11 protein-coding genes are annotated in these 16531 nt (G+C 39.5%); 5 read left to right on the forward strand and 6 right to left on the reverse strand.

Annotation, left to right across the window (positions count from 1 at the left end; translation table 11 throughout):
* Window positions 1-96: 96 nt before the first annotated feature.
* From L2735_RS02605 to L2735_RS02615, 3 genes are all read left to right on the forward strand, one after another.
* Entirely contained in the window at window positions 97-1110 is a 1014-nt protein-coding gene (locus tag L2735_RS02605) for a zinc-binding alcohol dehydrogenase family protein (protein WP_248983213.1), read from the forward strand.
* 87 nt (window positions 1111-1197) lie between these two features.
* Window positions 1198-1827 (forward strand): putative quinol monooxygenase, encoded by a 630-nt coding sequence (locus L2735_RS02610; protein ID WP_248983214.1) that lies wholly within the window; start codon window positions 1198-1200, stop codon window positions 1825-1827.
* A gap of 126 nt (window positions 1828-1953) precedes the next feature.
* Window positions 1954-2331 carry a putative quinol monooxygenase gene (locus L2735_RS02615; RefSeq protein WP_248983215.1) on the forward strand — a complete coding sequence of 126 codons (378 nt, stop codon included), beginning with the start codon at window positions 1954-1956 and terminating at the stop codon, window positions 2329-2331.
* 2489 nt (window positions 2332-4820) lie between these two features.
* On the opposite strand, the gene iadA is transcribed toward L2735_RS02615, so the two are convergent.
* From iadA to L2735_RS02630, 3 genes are all read right to left on the reverse strand, one after another.
* A complete protein-coding gene (iadA, locus tag L2735_RS02620) occupies window positions 4821-5999 on the reverse strand; it encodes a beta-aspartyl-peptidase (protein ID WP_248983216.1) in 1179 nt (392 codons plus the stop codon).
* An 8-nt stretch (window positions 6000-6007) separates the two neighbouring features.
* The gene (gene yfcC, locus L2735_RS02625) at window positions 6008-7456 is read right to left on the reverse strand and encodes a putative basic amino acid antiporter YfcC (RefSeq protein WP_248983217.1); all 1449 of its coding nucleotides are present in this window, start codon (window positions 7454-7456) and stop codon (window positions 6008-6010) included.
* Window positions 7457-7528: 72 nt separating this feature from the next.
* A complete protein-coding gene (locus L2735_RS02630; protein WP_248983218.1) occupies window positions 7529-10120 on the reverse strand; it encodes a TonB-dependent receptor in 2592 nt (863 codons plus the stop codon).
* 348 nt (window positions 10121-10468) lie between these two features.
* On the opposite strand from L2735_RS02630, the gene L2735_RS02635 reads away from it, so the two are divergent.
* Entirely contained in the window at window positions 10469-12193 is a 1725-nt protein-coding gene (locus L2735_RS02635; protein ID WP_248983219.1) for a cyanophycinase, read from the forward strand.
* 643 nt (window positions 12194-12836) lie between these two features.
* On the opposite strand, the gene L2735_RS02640 is transcribed toward L2735_RS02635, so the two are convergent.
* The 3 genes from L2735_RS02640 to L2735_RS02650 are packed head-to-tail and all read right to left on the reverse strand — an operon-like array spanning window position 12837 to window position 15101.
* The gene (locus tag L2735_RS02640) at window positions 12837-13829 is read right to left on the reverse strand and encodes a virulence RhuM family protein/type II toxin-antitoxin system death-on-curing family toxin (protein WP_248983220.1); all 993 of its coding nucleotides are present in this window, start codon (window positions 13827-13829) and stop codon (window positions 12837-12839) included.
* Window positions 13830-13833: 4 nt separating this feature from the next.
* Window positions 13834-14136 (reverse strand): helix-turn-helix domain-containing protein, encoded by a 303-nt coding sequence (locus tag L2735_RS02645; RefSeq protein ID WP_248983221.1) that lies wholly within the window; start codon window positions 14134-14136, stop codon window positions 13834-13836.
* Entirely contained in the window at window positions 14133-15101 is a 969-nt protein-coding gene (locus L2735_RS02650; protein WP_346348117.1) for an IS1595 family transposase, read from the reverse strand. Before L2735_RS02650 ends, L2735_RS02645 begins: the two co-directional genes overlap by 4 nt.
* Window positions 15102-15229: 128 nt before the next feature.
* Between L2735_RS02650 and L2735_RS02655 the strand changes: the two genes are divergently transcribed.
* Entirely contained in the window at window positions 15230-16486 is a 1257-nt protein-coding gene (locus L2735_RS02655) for a Y-family DNA polymerase (RefSeq protein WP_248983222.1), read from the forward strand.
* Window positions 16487-16531: the final 45 nt, after the last annotated feature.

Consider the following 16531-nt stretch of genomic DNA (forward strand, 5'->3'; position numbering starts at 1 on the left):
ATGATAGCAACAAACAGAAAGCCTATTATCTGTCCTGTGTTTAGCAACATCGGCATCAACATTCTTACCACACCTTATTATTAGTCGGAGATAAACATGAAAGCAATAGCTTATAAAACCCCCGGTACTATTGACCGTTTTGACGCATTAATTGATATCACACTAGAGCAACCTGTTGTAACCGGAAAAGATCTGTTGATTAGTGTTAAAGCTGTTTCTGTCAACCCTGCGGATACAAAAGTGCGCGCTAACGTAACGGTTCCTGAGGGTGGTGCCAGTGTCTTAGGTTATGACGCATCAGGTGTTGTTGAGGCTGTTGGCGATGAGACTTCATTATTTAAAGTCGGTGATGAAGTTTATTATTCAGGGTCAATGTTACGAGCGGGAACAAATAGTGAATTTCATCTTGTAGATGAGCGTATTGTCGGTAAAAAACCAGTATCACTAAGTCATACTGAAGCCGCAGCAATGCCTTTAACCACTCTTACTGCATGGGAAGCATTATTTGATCGCCTTGAAGTGACGCGACCAACCGTACAAGGTGCTAATACTATTTTGATTGTAGGTGGCGCAGGTGGCGTCGGTTCTATTGCAATTCAATTACTTAGAGCCTGTACGGATTTAACGATTATTGCAAGTGCATCACGCCCAGAAACTCAAACATGGGTGAAAGAATTAGGAGCACACTATGTAATTGATCACCGTCTACCAATGGCACCTCAAGTTGAAGCATTAGGCGTTGGAGCACCTGGGTTTGTGTTTTCAACCAACCATACACAGTCACATTTAGCGGATCTTGTTTCACTTATTGCACCACAAGGGCGCCTGAGTTTAACAGATGAACTAGGTGCATTTGATAGCCAACCATTAGTGATGAAATCCATTTCTTTACACTTTGAGTTTATGTTTACCCGTTCATTATTTAATACCGATGATATGCAAGTGCAAGGTCAGTTACTAAATAAGGTTGCTGAATTAGTCGATGCAGGAAAAGTGAGTACGACATTGACAGAAGTTGCCGGAAAAATAAATGCTGCTAATTTGAAAAAAGTCCATGAAAAAATGGAACAAGGTAATGCTCGTGGAAAAATAGTATTAGCAGGTTTTTAAAGCCTATAATCAGAGCAAAATAGTTGTTGCCTTATTTATAAAAAAAAGGCAACAAAAACATTTAATTAACTTATATTGGAGGCTGTAATGGCTTTTACACAAATACTTAAATTTACCGTTAAACCTGAATCACGCGACAAATTTGTTGCCGCATTAATGCATAACAAACAGCAATCTGCACAGGAAACAGGCAATATCGCTATGCGTTTATATGTCGATAACAGCAATACTAACGTGCTGTTTGCTTATGACAGATGGCAGGATGAGGAAGCACTCAATTATCATTTACAACAGACTTATACACAAAAACTGTTGGCACTGGCTGAAACAACATTAGCTGAACCAATAGACATTCAAACCTTGCATGATTCTGCTTTAACACCTGTTGCACCATTGCAAGCTGATAAAGAAGATCCACGCTTTAATATTTTCTTTATTTTCAAAATAAAACCTGGAACACGCGACGCATTATTAGCACAATTTGAAAAGCATATTACCCATACTCGCACCGAACCAGGTTGTTTATTATTTGATTTATACACAGTACAAGATGATCCAGAAACACTGGTTGTTTATGAGCATTGGCGTAAAGAATCCGACGTTTGGGACATTCATTTCCATCAACCTTATGCCGTTGAAACAGGTAAATTAATGGAAGAAAGTGTCGTAGGTGATATGCAACAATATATGCATTTTGTCACGCAACTTGCTGAGTAATAAACCTTTATATGTTCGGTACTGTCAACTCAATAACGATTGTACCGATTTTACCGCCATCAGTAGGTGGATAATTAACTATAACCAAAAATTTAAAACTCCCCCTTTAAAATAGAGATAAATATTATGAGCAAAGTAACTTTTGAAGAAACACTAGAATGGTTTAATACAACTGACTATACAGGTGCTATTGGTTTAACAGTAAAATTCCCTGTGCCGGAAGAAAAGGCTGAAGCATTTGCAGTATTTCTAAAAGACTACATCCCCTATGTTTTAAAAGAGGAGGGGTGTATTGATTTTGGTTTTCAACGTGATTGGAAAAAACCAAATGAGTTTTGGTTAACAGAGCGTTGGGCATCTGTAAAAATTCTTTTAGCGCATCTTGGTCCTGATTCACGTAAAAACACGAAATATGAAGGTAACAAACCATTAGAAATAATGGCTGAGTTTGGTGCAAAACCAGAGCCAGCTGCCATATACCGCATTGGTTTAGGTGACGAGTAAAATTATAGAAGTAGTTTCTATTTAATCAGGCTATTTATCAGTTTTTAGTTGTCCAACTTTTAGAGATATATTGTAATTAAGCTAGAATTAATTTGGTGTGCTAACGTTAATATCACTGCGAGAGGTTTAGACCGAGAATTCAATGATTTATTTACTCAACATTATCAGCATGTTTTGTCTAGAAGCGGGTTAGGGTAGCTAACTTGTTTATGATCCAGTATTAGTAAAATGTACGCCTAGAAATCATCAAAAGTACTAAAGGCTCTAATTTTTAGTAGTATTAGTGCACGTAAAACTTGCAGCCAAGCAATTGATTTATGAAGATATATTTTCAAATTAAATAGCTATGCTACGTTCTCCCAATTAGAGCAATTTTTTGTTGCGAAATTATTAACTTATCGACAAATTCCATACCTAGATGTGTCTCAACCCATGTTATTTTTTCTGTATAACAAAGTGGGTTCATTACTGATGGTGCTGTAAGAATGAATGGTTCGTAAACTTACGATTCTAATGCTTACTAATTCATATCGACATAAATAATACTATTACTCATAAAAATGCCTAATTTATATATTGGAATTAAAACCCATTAAGTACGACGGGATTCTTGTTTTGGTCAATTCCTGTATACAACGGATATTTAAGGAAATAATAAAAAATAAAACGGTTATACGTGAATTCTGAAGAGTTAAGAACGTAAAGTATCTTTAGATTTAAAGTTAATTCTTGATAGTAAATGAATAGGATAAAGTTATGAGCTGCTAATCTTGCAAAAAACTACACATAGATTCAGTAAGTTACCAAACCATTGCTAGTTAAGAATTACCAAGACAAGTACATATCTATAAATATGAACTGCTGATAAAAATCTCACGGTGGCAGTGAATCTCGATCTGAATGGCAAAGTGACTATGGCCACTTAAGTTGAGATTCTCGTCCTAATGCCTATTTTACAAATCAAGCAGTTATAAATTTCTATTAAAGTTGATGTGCCAATTAAATTGAGATTTATTTGGAGTTTGGCGTCTATGTTGAGATTCTCATTAAGCTATCATACTTCAAATTCTATGTCTTATTAGTAAATAGAAGCTTAATAAGGATAATTGGGGATGTTTAGTTTTAAAATCAGTAGAACGTATATGGTGAGGCAAATGCATCCTAAGAAATTGTTTCATCATAATAATTTAACGTTGTAACCTGATTTATAAGTGCTCTTATTTGTATGATACGAATCTAGAGATTAACAACAATGGCTTAAAAATCACGTAGCAACGCCTAAAAATAACACGTTTTAATGTAAAATGGCTTAACCATGGGATAGGGTAAGTTTGAAGTAAAATTTACTTCAGATGGTTGTTTTAACAGGTTTTATTGTATTTTATAATAAATAAATCCGCTTGTACGTTAATTCTGCTCACCTAGACCTTCGAGACCTTGCTTTAATTCGCGTAGCGACGCCTAAAATACAGTCAATCGTAAGGTAAACTGCCTTTCGAGCTACCGCTCCTATATCAATTTTATCTAATAAAGGCACAAGGACTGTTTTCGAAACTTCATACCATTTCGGAATATCGTTGGGTAATGGTTAGCTGTTATCGAAATTAAGCTACATTCACAAACTTGTCATTCCTAACGAAGTGGCCATTAAAATAAATTTCGTTAACTTTATAAACTGCCATGCTTTTGCAGGAAATATAGGTTTATTGATATAGCGAAATATGTAGGCTAGCGCGACTGCCAACAAGCCAGTAATGGGTGAAAAGAAAAACTAACCTCGGTTACTCCGACGCTAAACACGAGGAATATATACAGTAATTGTAAGTAGTGAAAACGCCTTTTCTGTTGGCGGATTTTACTGGGTCGGGAAAAAGAGTTTCTAAATTTAGCATATTACATCCTTGTAATGATGAACAAACAATAGCTTAGTCAATATTGTTTATATAGCGAACTAAACTTCAAGTATTTATTAACTCACTAATTTATCCTGTCTATGCCAATAGGATAAGGGCGTTGTATTTTACAATCATTGATTTCAGTGTGATCACAATAGTAACTCTGCCAGGGAACATATTAAGGTTTAAACTCTCAATGAATTGTAGCCTTATGTCAATTGAGCACTTTGTGAAATTAAAGTTACCGAAATATCTTGGGTCTGTTTTTCATGGCTGGTTGAACTGTGTTCGAGCTAAAGCACTTTTTATTTAAAAAGGTACCCCATCAAAGAGCAAAACGCTTTTAGTCTACCCCTTTCAGCCAAGGTTTGATGGCTTTTTGATAAAGTAAAAACTTTTTATATTAAAACTACACTACAGAGTATAAGCCTCGTACAAATGGCCAAAAATTCAATACTAAATTAACCTTGAAAGCTCAAAAACCAAGGGCGTCCGAATTCAGTTGATCTGGTCATACGTTTTAGTGTGAAAAGCAATCACAAACTATTAATAAACGAAGATCCAATATTCACTATTAAGTTAGCTCGAATCCAGTTATCTTAATGATGATAAAAATGGGATGTTAAGACATGATTTACCTCCAGAATAAACTAGCTTCCCTTTACAGTAAACTGCCTCAATAGCCAGTGATTGAGAATTCAATAAATTAATGTCTGCATCCATATCAATTTCTATCCTACCTTTTTTTGTCAACTTTAATATGTTTGCTGGTGATTTAGTTATTGAGGCTAAAGCAAGTTCAAGTGGGACATTAAACTGTTTAACGGCATCAATCATTGCTTGGTGTAGACTACTAACTAGCCCCATTTGTAAATCAATTAAGTTACCTTTTAAATCAAATATAGGCAGGCTGGCATTGCCATCCGAGCTCATGGTCAGTTGGCTAATTGGCGCATTTTTTTCTAGTGCCAATGCTAATGCTTCAGCCGCTGGAATTTCTCCTTGTTCTATGATTTGTGCTGTCGTACTGGTGGTAAAATCAATAAAACCGCCCTTTAGGGCAAAATCAATTCCCGATTCTAATAGTGATTTGCTACGGTTAATATGGGTTGGATAATATTGGGTGATCGGAATATCAAACTGACTGATCACTTGTTCAAGTAAGTCGAGTTTACTAGGTTCATCTCCTACATGAATACTGACAATACCCACTTTGCCTGCCAACATTCCAGCTACTCTAGCCTCAGATGTCAGGCGCGCCATTTCGTGCGAAGTGATTTGTGAACTGCGGTGATCTGCAATAGCCACTTCACCGACACCAATAAACTTATCAATTAGCATAATGTCATGCTTCACTGATTGAGTGATGGTGACCATAGGCAAATGATACGACCCGGTATAACAAAAGACCGATAAACATTGCTCTTCCAGCGCATACGCTTTGGCGAGAAGATTCTCTAAACTGCGAGTTTGAGCATCTGTCCCCAGTACACCTACCACAGTGGTTACTCCACCTTGAATGGCATCGTTAATATGCATTTCTGGAGTGCGAGTCGTGTATCCACCTTCACCACCTCCACCAGTAATGTGTACCAGCGAGTCAACAAAGCCTGGCGTAAGTAGTTTGCCAGTTGCATCAATAACGGTTGTAAATGAGTTGGCGGCTAATTCAATACTATTTTCAATGGCGATTATCTTACCGCCAGCCACCAGTACATCCTTTTTACCCAGAGACATTGGTGCATAAACTTGTGCATTTTTAAATAATTGCATGAAAATCCTTAGCTAAAGTTGATGCCAACGGCAACGATAATAAACATGATTGAAGTTGCGACCAGCAACAACATAAATCTCCATATAAATCTAGCCCAAACAAACCAGTCAACCTTAGTGACACCAAGACAGCCTATTAGCGCCGCAGAGGTTGGAATAATGATATTGGTTAAACCGTCTCCGAGTTGGAATGCTAATACTGCAATTTGGCGGGGTAAGCCTAATATATCTGATAATGGTGCCATAATTGGCATAGTTAACGCCGCTTGACCTGAACCTGATGCGATGAAGAAGTTAAATATCGATTGAAATAAATACATGAAAATCGCTGAAATAGCATCAGGGAGTTCACCTAAAAATAGACCTGTATAGTGCAGTAGAGTGTTTAAAACTGATGGAGTTCCCGCTTGGTCTCCGCCTAATATAATCACAATTCCTTTGGCCATGCCGACAATCATAGCGGCAGGCAATAGTTCTTGTGCGCCTTTCTTAAAGGCATTAGCGACATCATTAACGTTAAGACGTTTGCTGAGAATGGCAATTAAGCCTATTACACAACCTAAGGTAAAAAACTGACTAGCCAGTTCGGGAATATAATAACCTCTGACAATAACTCCCCAAATAATCCAAACAATACCCAGTACAAAGGTAGTAAGAATAAGGCCATCGGCAAAATTGAATTTAACCTTCACCAGTGGCTCAATTGCAATAACATCTTCGCTAAAGCAGGGGGACAATTCAGGATTTCTTTTTACTTTCTGGGCGTAGTCCATGGTAAATACGATGCCTGCAGAGGTAAAAATAAACCACATTATCACTCTAAACTCTAAACCTGACATTAACGGGAGGTCAGCAATACCCTGAGCTATTGCAACACTAAAAGGGTTCATCCAAGAAGCGGCAAAACCAATTTGAGTCGCGACAAATGTGACTAGAATTGTCACAATACCATCGTAGCCCATAGCACGCATTAGAGGTAGCAACACAATACAAAATGCAATCGCTTCTTCGCCCATACCAAAGATTGCACCGCCAGCGGAAAATAGGACAAATAGAATAGGAATAAAAGCCAGTTCAAACTTTTGGGTTTTAGCTATTAACGACAAAATCCCATTATCAACCGCTTTGGTTTGCATGATGATACCAAAAGCACCACCGGTAATAATTATAAACATCATTACCCCAATGGCTGAACCCCATTTGTCTCCCGATACCATACCCTCAAATGCAAAGTTAAAAAATCCAATTTCACCATGTTCAGCAAATAAGGACACTCCCTGATAGTTAGTAGCAAACTGAAAACTTCCTGCTACAAGTTCAGCTTTATTGGTATCAGGGTTGAGAGCAACTTCAAAAAAGCCTGCAGGCACAAAGTGGGTGGTAATTGCGGAAAATAACACCACAAAAAACAGGATGATGAAGGCATCTGGCATTTCTCGAGCTGTCTGTAACTTCATTTTGTTATACTTTTTATTTTGGTGAAAAGAAAAGGTAGGCCATACTATGCACAGCCTACAGAACTTAAGTTATTAAAACTTAAAAGTATAACGAACATTCCAGCGGCGTCCGAGCCAATCATGCACCGAACTGGCATAGCCATTAGTCGGTGAAGAGGCGTAGGGTGGTTCTTCATCGGTTAGGTTACGCACTGATAATAATACATTGTGATGATCGTTAAGTTCGTAGCCAATACTGGCACTAAAGGTTAACCAATCTTCAACGGTTTCATTATCAAACTTAAAGTCACCATCACCTAATGCGCTTATGTAATGGCCTGAAATACTGGCATTCCAACTATCAACTTGCCATTCTGTGCCTAAATCAATCACACGTTCAGGGCGCGCTGTTTCTGATGCACCACTGAGCTTGCCGAGTAAATCTTCAACAGGTGTACTAGGTGTGATTTGGCGTTCAAATGAGAAGGTTTCTGTACCGGCTACATAAAATTTAAATGTACCAGCAGTGACCGTATCCAGACGATAGTTAACATTATAATCCAAGCCATCAGTACTTTGATTACCTACGTTAAAATACCCTGTGCGTAGAAAACTAATATCACCCTGACTATCAACCACACAACCAAAGTCATCACCTAATTCAGCAATACTACCCACCACACTAGCAGGATCTTTAATACAGGCATCCAAAGTTGTATTGGCATCAATATCAACAATATCGTCATGCTCATAACGCCAATAATCGACAGTGAATTGCAATTCATCCGTTGCATTCCACGACAAGCCCACGTTAACTGCTTGAGACTTTTCGGCTTCTAAGTCTTTATTACCTAAGGTTTCCTGGTCAAACTCTAGTTCACCTAAATCTGCCCCAGCAGTGCCACATAATGCGTTATAAGTTTCATTCGCACCACAATTAATATATTGACTGCCTAGTGAAGTGCCTGCCCCCAATTGTGATAACGATGGCGCCCTAAATCCTGTGCTCCAAGACGCCCGTAATACCAGCTCATCAATTGGGTTGTAACGTAATGAAACTTTGGGGTTTACATCACCACCAAAGTCACTGTAATGGTCATAACGTAAAGCTGCGATTAAATCGAGTGAATCTGCTAGTGGGAAGTTAAACTCGCCATATGCTGCGTATTGAGTGCGATCGGCTGCAGCATCACTTGCTCCTAAACCAATAATTTCATTATTAACTGCGTTAATAGACGGTTTATCAAAAACCTCTTCTTTGCGGAACTCACCGCCAAAGACCGAACTGACCGTACCTGCAGGTAGCTCAAATAAGTCTCCAGCAAAGTTAAAATCGAGCGAAAACACTTCTGACTCGCCTTGACGAACACCCGGATCGCGCAACACAGCAACTTCAGCTGCGCTGCTATCTTGGCCTAAATTAAAGGGGTTAAAGTTATCGTTTGCTACTGCCATATCTAGACTAGTCGCATTCATATAGCCCGATACATTTTTAATCTCATTAGTGGATTTACCATAGCTCAGTGCCGACTCAAAACTCCATTCGGCGATATCTCCTCTAATACCGGCTAACATGCGGTAGCTTTGAGTGTCATATTCTTGAATTCGACGCTCAGGGAAACGAGTTCGTACCGTGATAAAGTCACTTACGCTGCCATCCAGCATATCGATATCTTGAATATATTGAGGAACATTTATCGAGTCGCCCGCAACATCAACACTATAACCTGCGGGTGCTTCATAGGATGAGCCATTATTTTGTTGAAACATCCCTTCAGCAAAAAACTCTAAACCACTATCAAGTCGATAGATATGATTCAGTGTCGCGCCGATGTTTTCATAGTCTGGTTGAATCGCGCGTTGGATCACATAGTCATAGTTACAGCGGCTACCACTTTTTTGAGTATCGTCACCACACCAATTCTCGGCGTAGTCATCTCCGTCAATTGTCATGCGAGTATTAGACTTATAGGTCACATTAACGGGTCTATCACTATTAAAAATAGGATTACGTGTAGCGTAGTCAACCACAAGTGTTGTATTGCTATTGGTGGTCTCGAATCCACCAGCATAGGTCAGGTTGGTGCGACTGGCATCGTGCTCTGAAGTGTCATCACCATATTGGGCTGTTAGCTCATGACCCACAAAGTCTTTGCGCAAAATAAAGTTAATTACCCCGGCAATAGCATCTGAACCATAAATTGATGACGCGCCATCGGTTAATACATCAATCCGTTCAATGGCAGAAAGTGGGATAGAGTTAACGTTTACAAAAGAGTCTGAACCGTTAGAAAATGAATCAACGGCCACACGACGACCATTGACTAATACCAGAGTAGAGCTGGAACCTAGCCCGCGTAAACTGACTCCTGAAGCGCCAGCTGGTGAACCATCTGCACCCGCAACACCGCCTGACTCAGAGAATGTTCCTGCGCTTGAGGCTTGGGGTAAATCACGTAAAAATTCACTGACAGATCCATAACCTTTTTTGGCTATTTCATCTTGGCTAAAACTTTGTAAAGGGTTAGCCCCTTCCATATCTACACCTTTAAGGCGAGATCCTGTTACTTCAACCCGTTCTACGGTCTGTTGTTGTTCTGATTTTTCTAATTCGTTGGCAACGGCTAAGGCTACAGGTGATAACGCCATGCCCAACACGGCGCATAAAAGTACTGAACTTCTCATGGTAAGCTCCCGATAAATCTTTAATTGTAATTTTTAGACGTGGCTACACTGCGCGTGAGTCAATACGCTTGGCATTAATAAATGTTTGCAGGTAGTACAACGTCAATCAAATGATTGAGAGGGGAGTAAGACGGCTAGATAAAACTCCACCAAACACTAACGTGTTCAGTAGGTTATTCGTCCCACCATTCAGACAGATACCAATTACGGAAGTGGTATCTTTGGAAAAGAGTTGCAGAAAATATCATTGTTATAAAAAATAATCCTTTGTTGTTGATATGTTAAGAGGCTATCCGTAATATGATGTTTGAGTCAATACATGGCAGACACTTTTTTTTGAGTGCAACCATGAAAATTATTTCTAAAATTAAATTATTCATATTTTTTAGCAGCTTAGCTTTTAGTTTATTTCTGCAATTATTGTTTGTTGGTAATAGCTGGGCAGAAAAAAGCGTTTTATCAAAACGAGAAAACCCATTATTTCCAGGTTTTGATTTAATGTTGGTAGGCGGCGGCTTAAAAACCTGTAGCTCATTGTCGTCAAATTCCTGCGCCGAAAGCGTTGCTTTTTCTCCAAATGCCAAATTATCAATTCAATATCACTTCAGTCTTGATTGGCTTGAGCGGGCATTAAGCCATACTAGTTTGCAAACATTATCGTTAACTCAAATAAACTCATTACGGAAAGCCAGCCAACAAGCGGCGCAAAGCAGTGTCAGCTTAAGCCAGTTTAAGGATGCCATTGGCCAGATTAACAATCACTTATTGAATGATTTTACCGACCAGCAATACTATGCTTTGCTCGATTTATTAGAACAAGAGCAACGCACCGAAACTGGTGAAGTCTTGCAAGAGCAAGTCATGCTCAATGCAACCGAGAAGCCATATGGCCCGGCTATTTATCGACGATTTACCGCGCAGGCTTTGCTAAAAAAGCAGCAACGTACCCCTAATGCGACACGCCCATTAATTGGAATTGTGACGGCTTCAGCCAGAGACCCATTTGAGCCCATTTCCTTTTATACTAGTGCATTTGAACAGGCTGGCGCAGATGTCATTTGGCTACCCTTAGATGCGGCTTTGCAAGCCGGAATATACAATAAACAATGCAATAAATTGCCAATATTGCGTCAGCAACTACAAGGCAATGTTGATAAAGCTCGGCTTTATCCGACACACACCCAAATACAACAACGCCTGTGCGAATCACCTAAAGAATTGTATGAGTTACTTGAAAGTCTTGATGGCCTATTTCTAAATGGTGGCGATCAAAGTTTAACCTTAACAGCATGGTTAACTCCTGATAAAAAACCCTCTAAAGCATTAACGTTAATTAAAAATCGGCTAGCTAATAAGCAGATAGTCATTGGTGGTACCAGTGCAGGAACGGCTGTGATGACGGCAGCGAATATGATCACTGGCGGGACCAGTGACGGTGCAATGCAGCATGGTGTGTTTAGTGCAAAACCACCAAGTGAGCGATGTGAAATTAATCACTGTGAGGGAGAGATACATGCCACAGCAGTGACCTACCGTGTAGAAGGTGGATTGGGATTATTTCCATTTGGGATAACTGACACGCATTTTTCTGAGCGAGCACGTCAAATCAGATTATTAATGTTAACCGCATCAACTGATAGCGAAATGGGTTTTGGGGTGGATGAAAATACTGCCTTGTTAGTTAACACTGCAGATAAACGTTTGTCCGTCATAGGTGAGAATGGTGTGTGGGTCATCGAGCAAACTCAAGCCAAAGAAACAGGCAGCGATAGGCTAAGTTTCAGCGGGATATCGCATTATTTAACCTCAGGAAGTCAAGCCGAACTTAATGGTAGCAGTTTGCAACTGACTAATAGTAGTCTATCAGAACTGAAAAAATCAGCGGATATTAAAAGTAATATTCCAGTATACCTACAATGGATAAATCAAGCCTGCCATGAAGGCAGAATATTAAGGACGCTTATTAATGATTTTGAGTTAACAATGCAGCCAATGACAAGTAACGGTTGCAAGGGAGAGTTAAATAATAAGCAAAGTTATATTGATTTTAAGCTATTACTACAACAACGGTAAAATAAGTTACGTTAGAAGATGTTTATAATGCTTGCTCGAATTAAAAATTTAATCGAGTTGAGTGGAATGATGATTAGTCATCAAAGCCAGAACTCAGGTCATAAGTGCGACACTCTTAATTGTGGCATAAAAGAAGCCAAAGGCTTAAGGTGATTGGCTTTAATCTCGTCAAAGAAAAAATTCAAAGAAAAAAATTTAAAGATAAAAAGCCAAGATAAAAAGGCCACTATTGCAGTAATTGGTCGTTATAACTATCTATTAAATGAATCTAATGAAAACGACTTTTCTGTTGGCGGATTTTTACTAGGTCGGGAGAAATGTCTTCTAAATTTAGCATATTACATCCTTGTAATGATGAACTAACAATAGCTTAGTCGATATTGATTATATCGCGAACCTATTGTGCTTTTTAACGTTCCTTTAAACTTAATCTGTCCTAAAATCCTCGTTTAATCGTATATTTTTATCGTTCTTCATCTCTAATGATTGCTGATATTTTTCCATCAGCAAATGAAGTAACGATACGTGTTTTCCTAATGTTTAACACTCAGAAATAAGGTATAACACCCATACTGTATAAATATGGCTCTGTTGTATTTCTGTGTGGCTAAAACTTCGAGCAAAATGCCCTTGGCTGTCATACCTAAGCAGGGGCTAGCATATTTATAATTAATCGAACCATTACATCCTTTTGCTTGGGATCTGACTCAGCAACCAGTAACGTTAATGCTGCTAACCCTGCATCATTAATCACAGAGCTGCCATCATCATTGTATAGTCGATTGTTTCTATGTAAGAAATCGACAAACAAAAATGCTGCTGAACGTTTATTTCCGTCCGAAAAGGGGTGGTTTTTTACGACAAAGTACAACAGATGAGCAGCTTTTGACTCTAATGATGGGTAGGCAGGCTCCCCGAAAACAGTTTGCTCCAAATTTCCAAAAATACTACCAAGGCCATCCCCTCGTGGCTGTGCAAAAAGATTTGTTGCTTGCTGTTTTGATATAAGGTCGGTTTTTAGCTCTTCCAGTGCTAGCTGTGCTTCATTCGGGAGAGGCAATGCTCCACCTTCTGTACCTTGCGGCTCAGTCAGGAGACCTTCATCATACCGCTGTAACCACAAGAAGGTATGAGTGTATTTACTAATGATATCAACAATACCTTTGCTACTAGATAAGGTTAACTCTGGTGATTGGATGGATTTTTGTACCAGTTTCAATGCTGCTTCCAACTCTTGAGCGTTTGATTCGAAGCGAGCATGATCGATTGTATAGCCTTTTATTAAATGCTCTTTTAGTAGCTTGGTAGCCCACTGTCGGAATCTAACACCACGCTTGGAGTTAACCCTGTAACCCACTGAAATAATAGCGTCTAAATTATAGTGCTTAAGCGTCCGCCTTACCTTTCTGCGACCTTCTTGACGAACTACCGAGAAATCCTCGGTACTTGAGTTTTCAAGTAGTTCCTCATCAATAAAGATGTTTTTTAGGTGCAAGCCAACATTATCTGTAGATGTTGCAAATAGCTCAGCCATCTGACTTTGCGTGAGCCAAACGCTTTCATTATGGACTTTTACCTCAACACTGCCTGCATCAGTCTCGAAGATTTCTACGTTAATTTCACTAATATCACTCAAGAGTTCACCCATCAATATCAATTTGCATAGACTGATATGATAGCACGCTACAGACGTGCGTAAAGTTGTTTCTCACCCAGTCCTTGTTGACAGCGCCCCAGTCAACAACACGATATTTCCCTTTCGAATATTGTTCAATTTTAACCTCGATTTCATGGAGGGCTTTAATCGTATCTTGTGCTGTTCTCCGAGGCATCCCCGTGATCTCAACGATTTTAGGGACAGTGTTAAAATCACTGTCTATCAGGTGAGCAACAAGTAGTCTGCGAAGGAATGAAGTCTGAGTTTTACTTGGTTTGGAGATCATACGGTTAGAGCCTCATTTATCCATAGGGTCTCTTCACCATATCCTTTATCTCGCATCCATATATGCCATGCGAGGTAATTTCCTAAGTAAGCGGTGCCGACACCTTTAAATCTGTCTAACCACTCCTTAAAGTGAGCTATGAATCCGTTCACATGCTGTATGTGGTAGACATCATCAATCACACGCCCATCTGATGCGATTATCCGTTTGTGGTCGAGTTTGATATCTAAGTTACTAACGATGCTTTTGTATGAAAGATTACCGTCAGTGCATAAGCAGCAACCTTCTGTTAATAATGGGGTTATAGCCTCAGCTAGATTCTCTTTGGTATTGCGATCCATCACTCGATATGTGAACTGATCGCCACGTTGGTATGAGATAAGAAAGGGTACTAGTGGAACCTTACCACCACCACGCTTGCGTGATTCTCTAGGCATTTGGCGACACCCCTTAAATGATTCAGGCAAGAATGCCTCATCGGCCTCTATGATGCCTGTGAAAGAGGCTGGTTGATTCTGATTGGGCATTTGCAGGAATCTGTGTCGCCAGAAGAAAGCGGTTCTTAGATTGATCTTGAGATGTCGAGCTATTTTCCTTAGTGAAACCCCATCCCACATCAACGCAGCGTAGGCTAACCACTTGTCTTCCTTACGCATTTTAAATAGGGGCGTCCCTGTCAAAGAGCAGAAGGTTTTCCTGCATTCCTTGCAACGATAGCGCTGAATGCCTTTCGTCGTAACTCCATGCTTAACGAACTCTATAGAGTGGCAGTGGGGGCAATCAGAAACAGTTTGCTCTCGCTCAGCAATTACCTTTCCAACAGTATCACTATTGAGTTTTTCTTTGACCGAGTTGTTTAGCCACTTGGTGTCAGCATAGTTGAGGGAGGGGACGAGTTGCAGTATCTTATCTAAGTTATTGATTCCCATTGTTACCGCCACCTGCTTTGTTCTTGTAGGGATCATTATTATAGACTAGCAACACAGAAGTACAACAGAACCATAAATATACAGTATGGGTGTTATACTCATTTACATTACATTCATATCGCTATGTAAAATTCATCTAAGAAATGAAGTAGGCGGAGGTCCATATGTTTGCTTTAGTAGATGCAAACTCATTCTATTGCAGTGCTGAGCAAGTCTTTCGGCCAGACTGGCGTGGCAAACCCATTATTGTATTAAGTAATAACGACGGTTGTATTGTTGCTGCTAACCGCCAGGCTAAAGAGCTTGGTGTCCCTAAGTTTTCGCCTTACTTTGAGATTAAGGGGTTTTGTCAAAATAAAGGAGTGATAGCCTGCTCAAGTAATTACGAACTCTATGCCGATTTGTCTATGAAAATGATGAATATTATCGGTCGCTTTGCACCTGAGCAGCATGTGTATTCAATCGATGAAAGCTTTTTATCTTTTAAACAATGCTATCCAGCTATTACTTGTTTACGTTCCCATGGACAACTTATTCGACGTGCAGTTTGGAAGGAAACACGATTGCCGGTGTGTGTTGGTATGGGCTCAACCTTAACGTTAGCGAAAGCTGCTAATCATGCTGCCAAAAAATTACCTGGTTATCAGGGTGTTTGCGTTATTGATAATGAACAAGAACGTATTGCTATTCTACAATCAATGAATGTCGATGATGTATGGGGCATTGGTCGACGTATCAGTAAAAAGTTAGCGCTGTTAAATATCAAAAATGCATTTCAACTCGCCAATATGCCTAGCGCATTAGCTCGCAAGCAATTTAGTATCGAAATAGAACGGACAGTTCGAGAGTTAAACGGTCAAGTATGTAAGCAATGGGATGAAGCGAGGGCAGATAAACAGCAAATATTTTCAACACGAAGTGTAGGTGAGCGCATTGTCGACTTTGATGGTTTACTGCAAGCTTTGAGTAAACATGTGGCTATTGCAGCGGTGAAAGCACGCAAACAAGGCTCTCTTTGTAAAAAGATGATGCTGTTTGCCAGCAGTTCTCCGTTTGATGAGCACCCAGCAAGTTTTAAGGTACTAGTACCATTCACATGTCCAACGCATTGTACGCATGAGTTAACAAATGCAATGAGTGAAGCTGCACCAAAATTGTTTCGTGCCGGTGTTCGCTACTACAAAATAGGAGTAGGGCTCATTGAACTCAGTAGTGAGAAGCACACGCAATATGATTTATTTAACAAACCAAAAGCCAAACCAGCCTTAATGGAAGCACTCGATGGTATTAATCAACGCTATGGAAATGACACACTATTTTTAGCAGCACAAGGAATTGAGCAAAAATGGGCGATGCGAAGAGAGCTACTTTCACCTCAATATACAACTGATTGGAATTGTATACCCAGAATAAAATGTTAGTTTTCACTAGGTGATTAAGTGATTAAGTCGAACTATGGTGAGTCA

This window comes from Shewanella olleyana (assembly GCF_023283825.1).
Lineage (GTDB): Bacteria > Pseudomonadota > Gammaproteobacteria > Enterobacterales > Shewanellaceae > Shewanella > Shewanella olleyana.

Excerpts from the sequence above, each read along its gene's own strand:
- L2735_RS02605 (WP_248983213.1), top strand. The coding sequence starts at position 97 with ATGAAAGCAATAGCTTATAAAACCCCCGGTACTATTGACCGTTTTGAC.
- L2735_RS02610 (WP_248983214.1), top strand. The coding sequence starts at position 1,198 with ATGGCTTTTACACAAATACTTAAATTTACCGTTAAACCTGAATCACGC.
- L2735_RS02615 (WP_248983215.1), top strand. The coding sequence starts at position 1,954 with ATGAGCAAAGTAACTTTTGAAGAAACACTAGAATGGTTTAATACAACT.
- iadA (WP_248983216.1), bottom strand. The coding sequence starts at position 5,999 with ATGCAATTATTTAAAAATGCACAAGTTTATGCACCAATGTCTCTGGGT.
- yfcC (WP_248983217.1), bottom strand. The coding sequence starts at position 7,456 with ATGAAGTTACAGACAGCTCGAGAAATGCCAGATGCCTTCATCATCCTG.
- L2735_RS02630 (WP_248983218.1), bottom strand. The coding sequence starts at position 10,120 with ATGAGAAGTTCAGTACTTTTATGCGCCGTGTTGGGCATGGCGTTATCA.
- L2735_RS02635 (WP_248983219.1), top strand. The coding sequence starts at position 10,469 with ATGAAAATTATTTCTAAAATTAAATTATTCATATTTTTTAGCAGCTTA.
- L2735_RS02645 (WP_248983221.1), bottom strand. The coding sequence starts at position 14,136 with ATGATCTCCAAACCAAGTAAAACTCAGACTTCATTCCTTCGCAGACTA.
- L2735_RS02650 (WP_346348117.1), bottom strand. The coding sequence starts at position 15,101 with ATGATCCCTACAAGAACAAAGCAGGTGGCGGTAACAATGGGAATCAAT.
- L2735_RS02655 (WP_248983222.1), top strand. The coding sequence starts at position 15,230 with ATGTTTGCTTTAGTAGATGCAAACTCATTCTATTGCAGTGCTGAGCAA.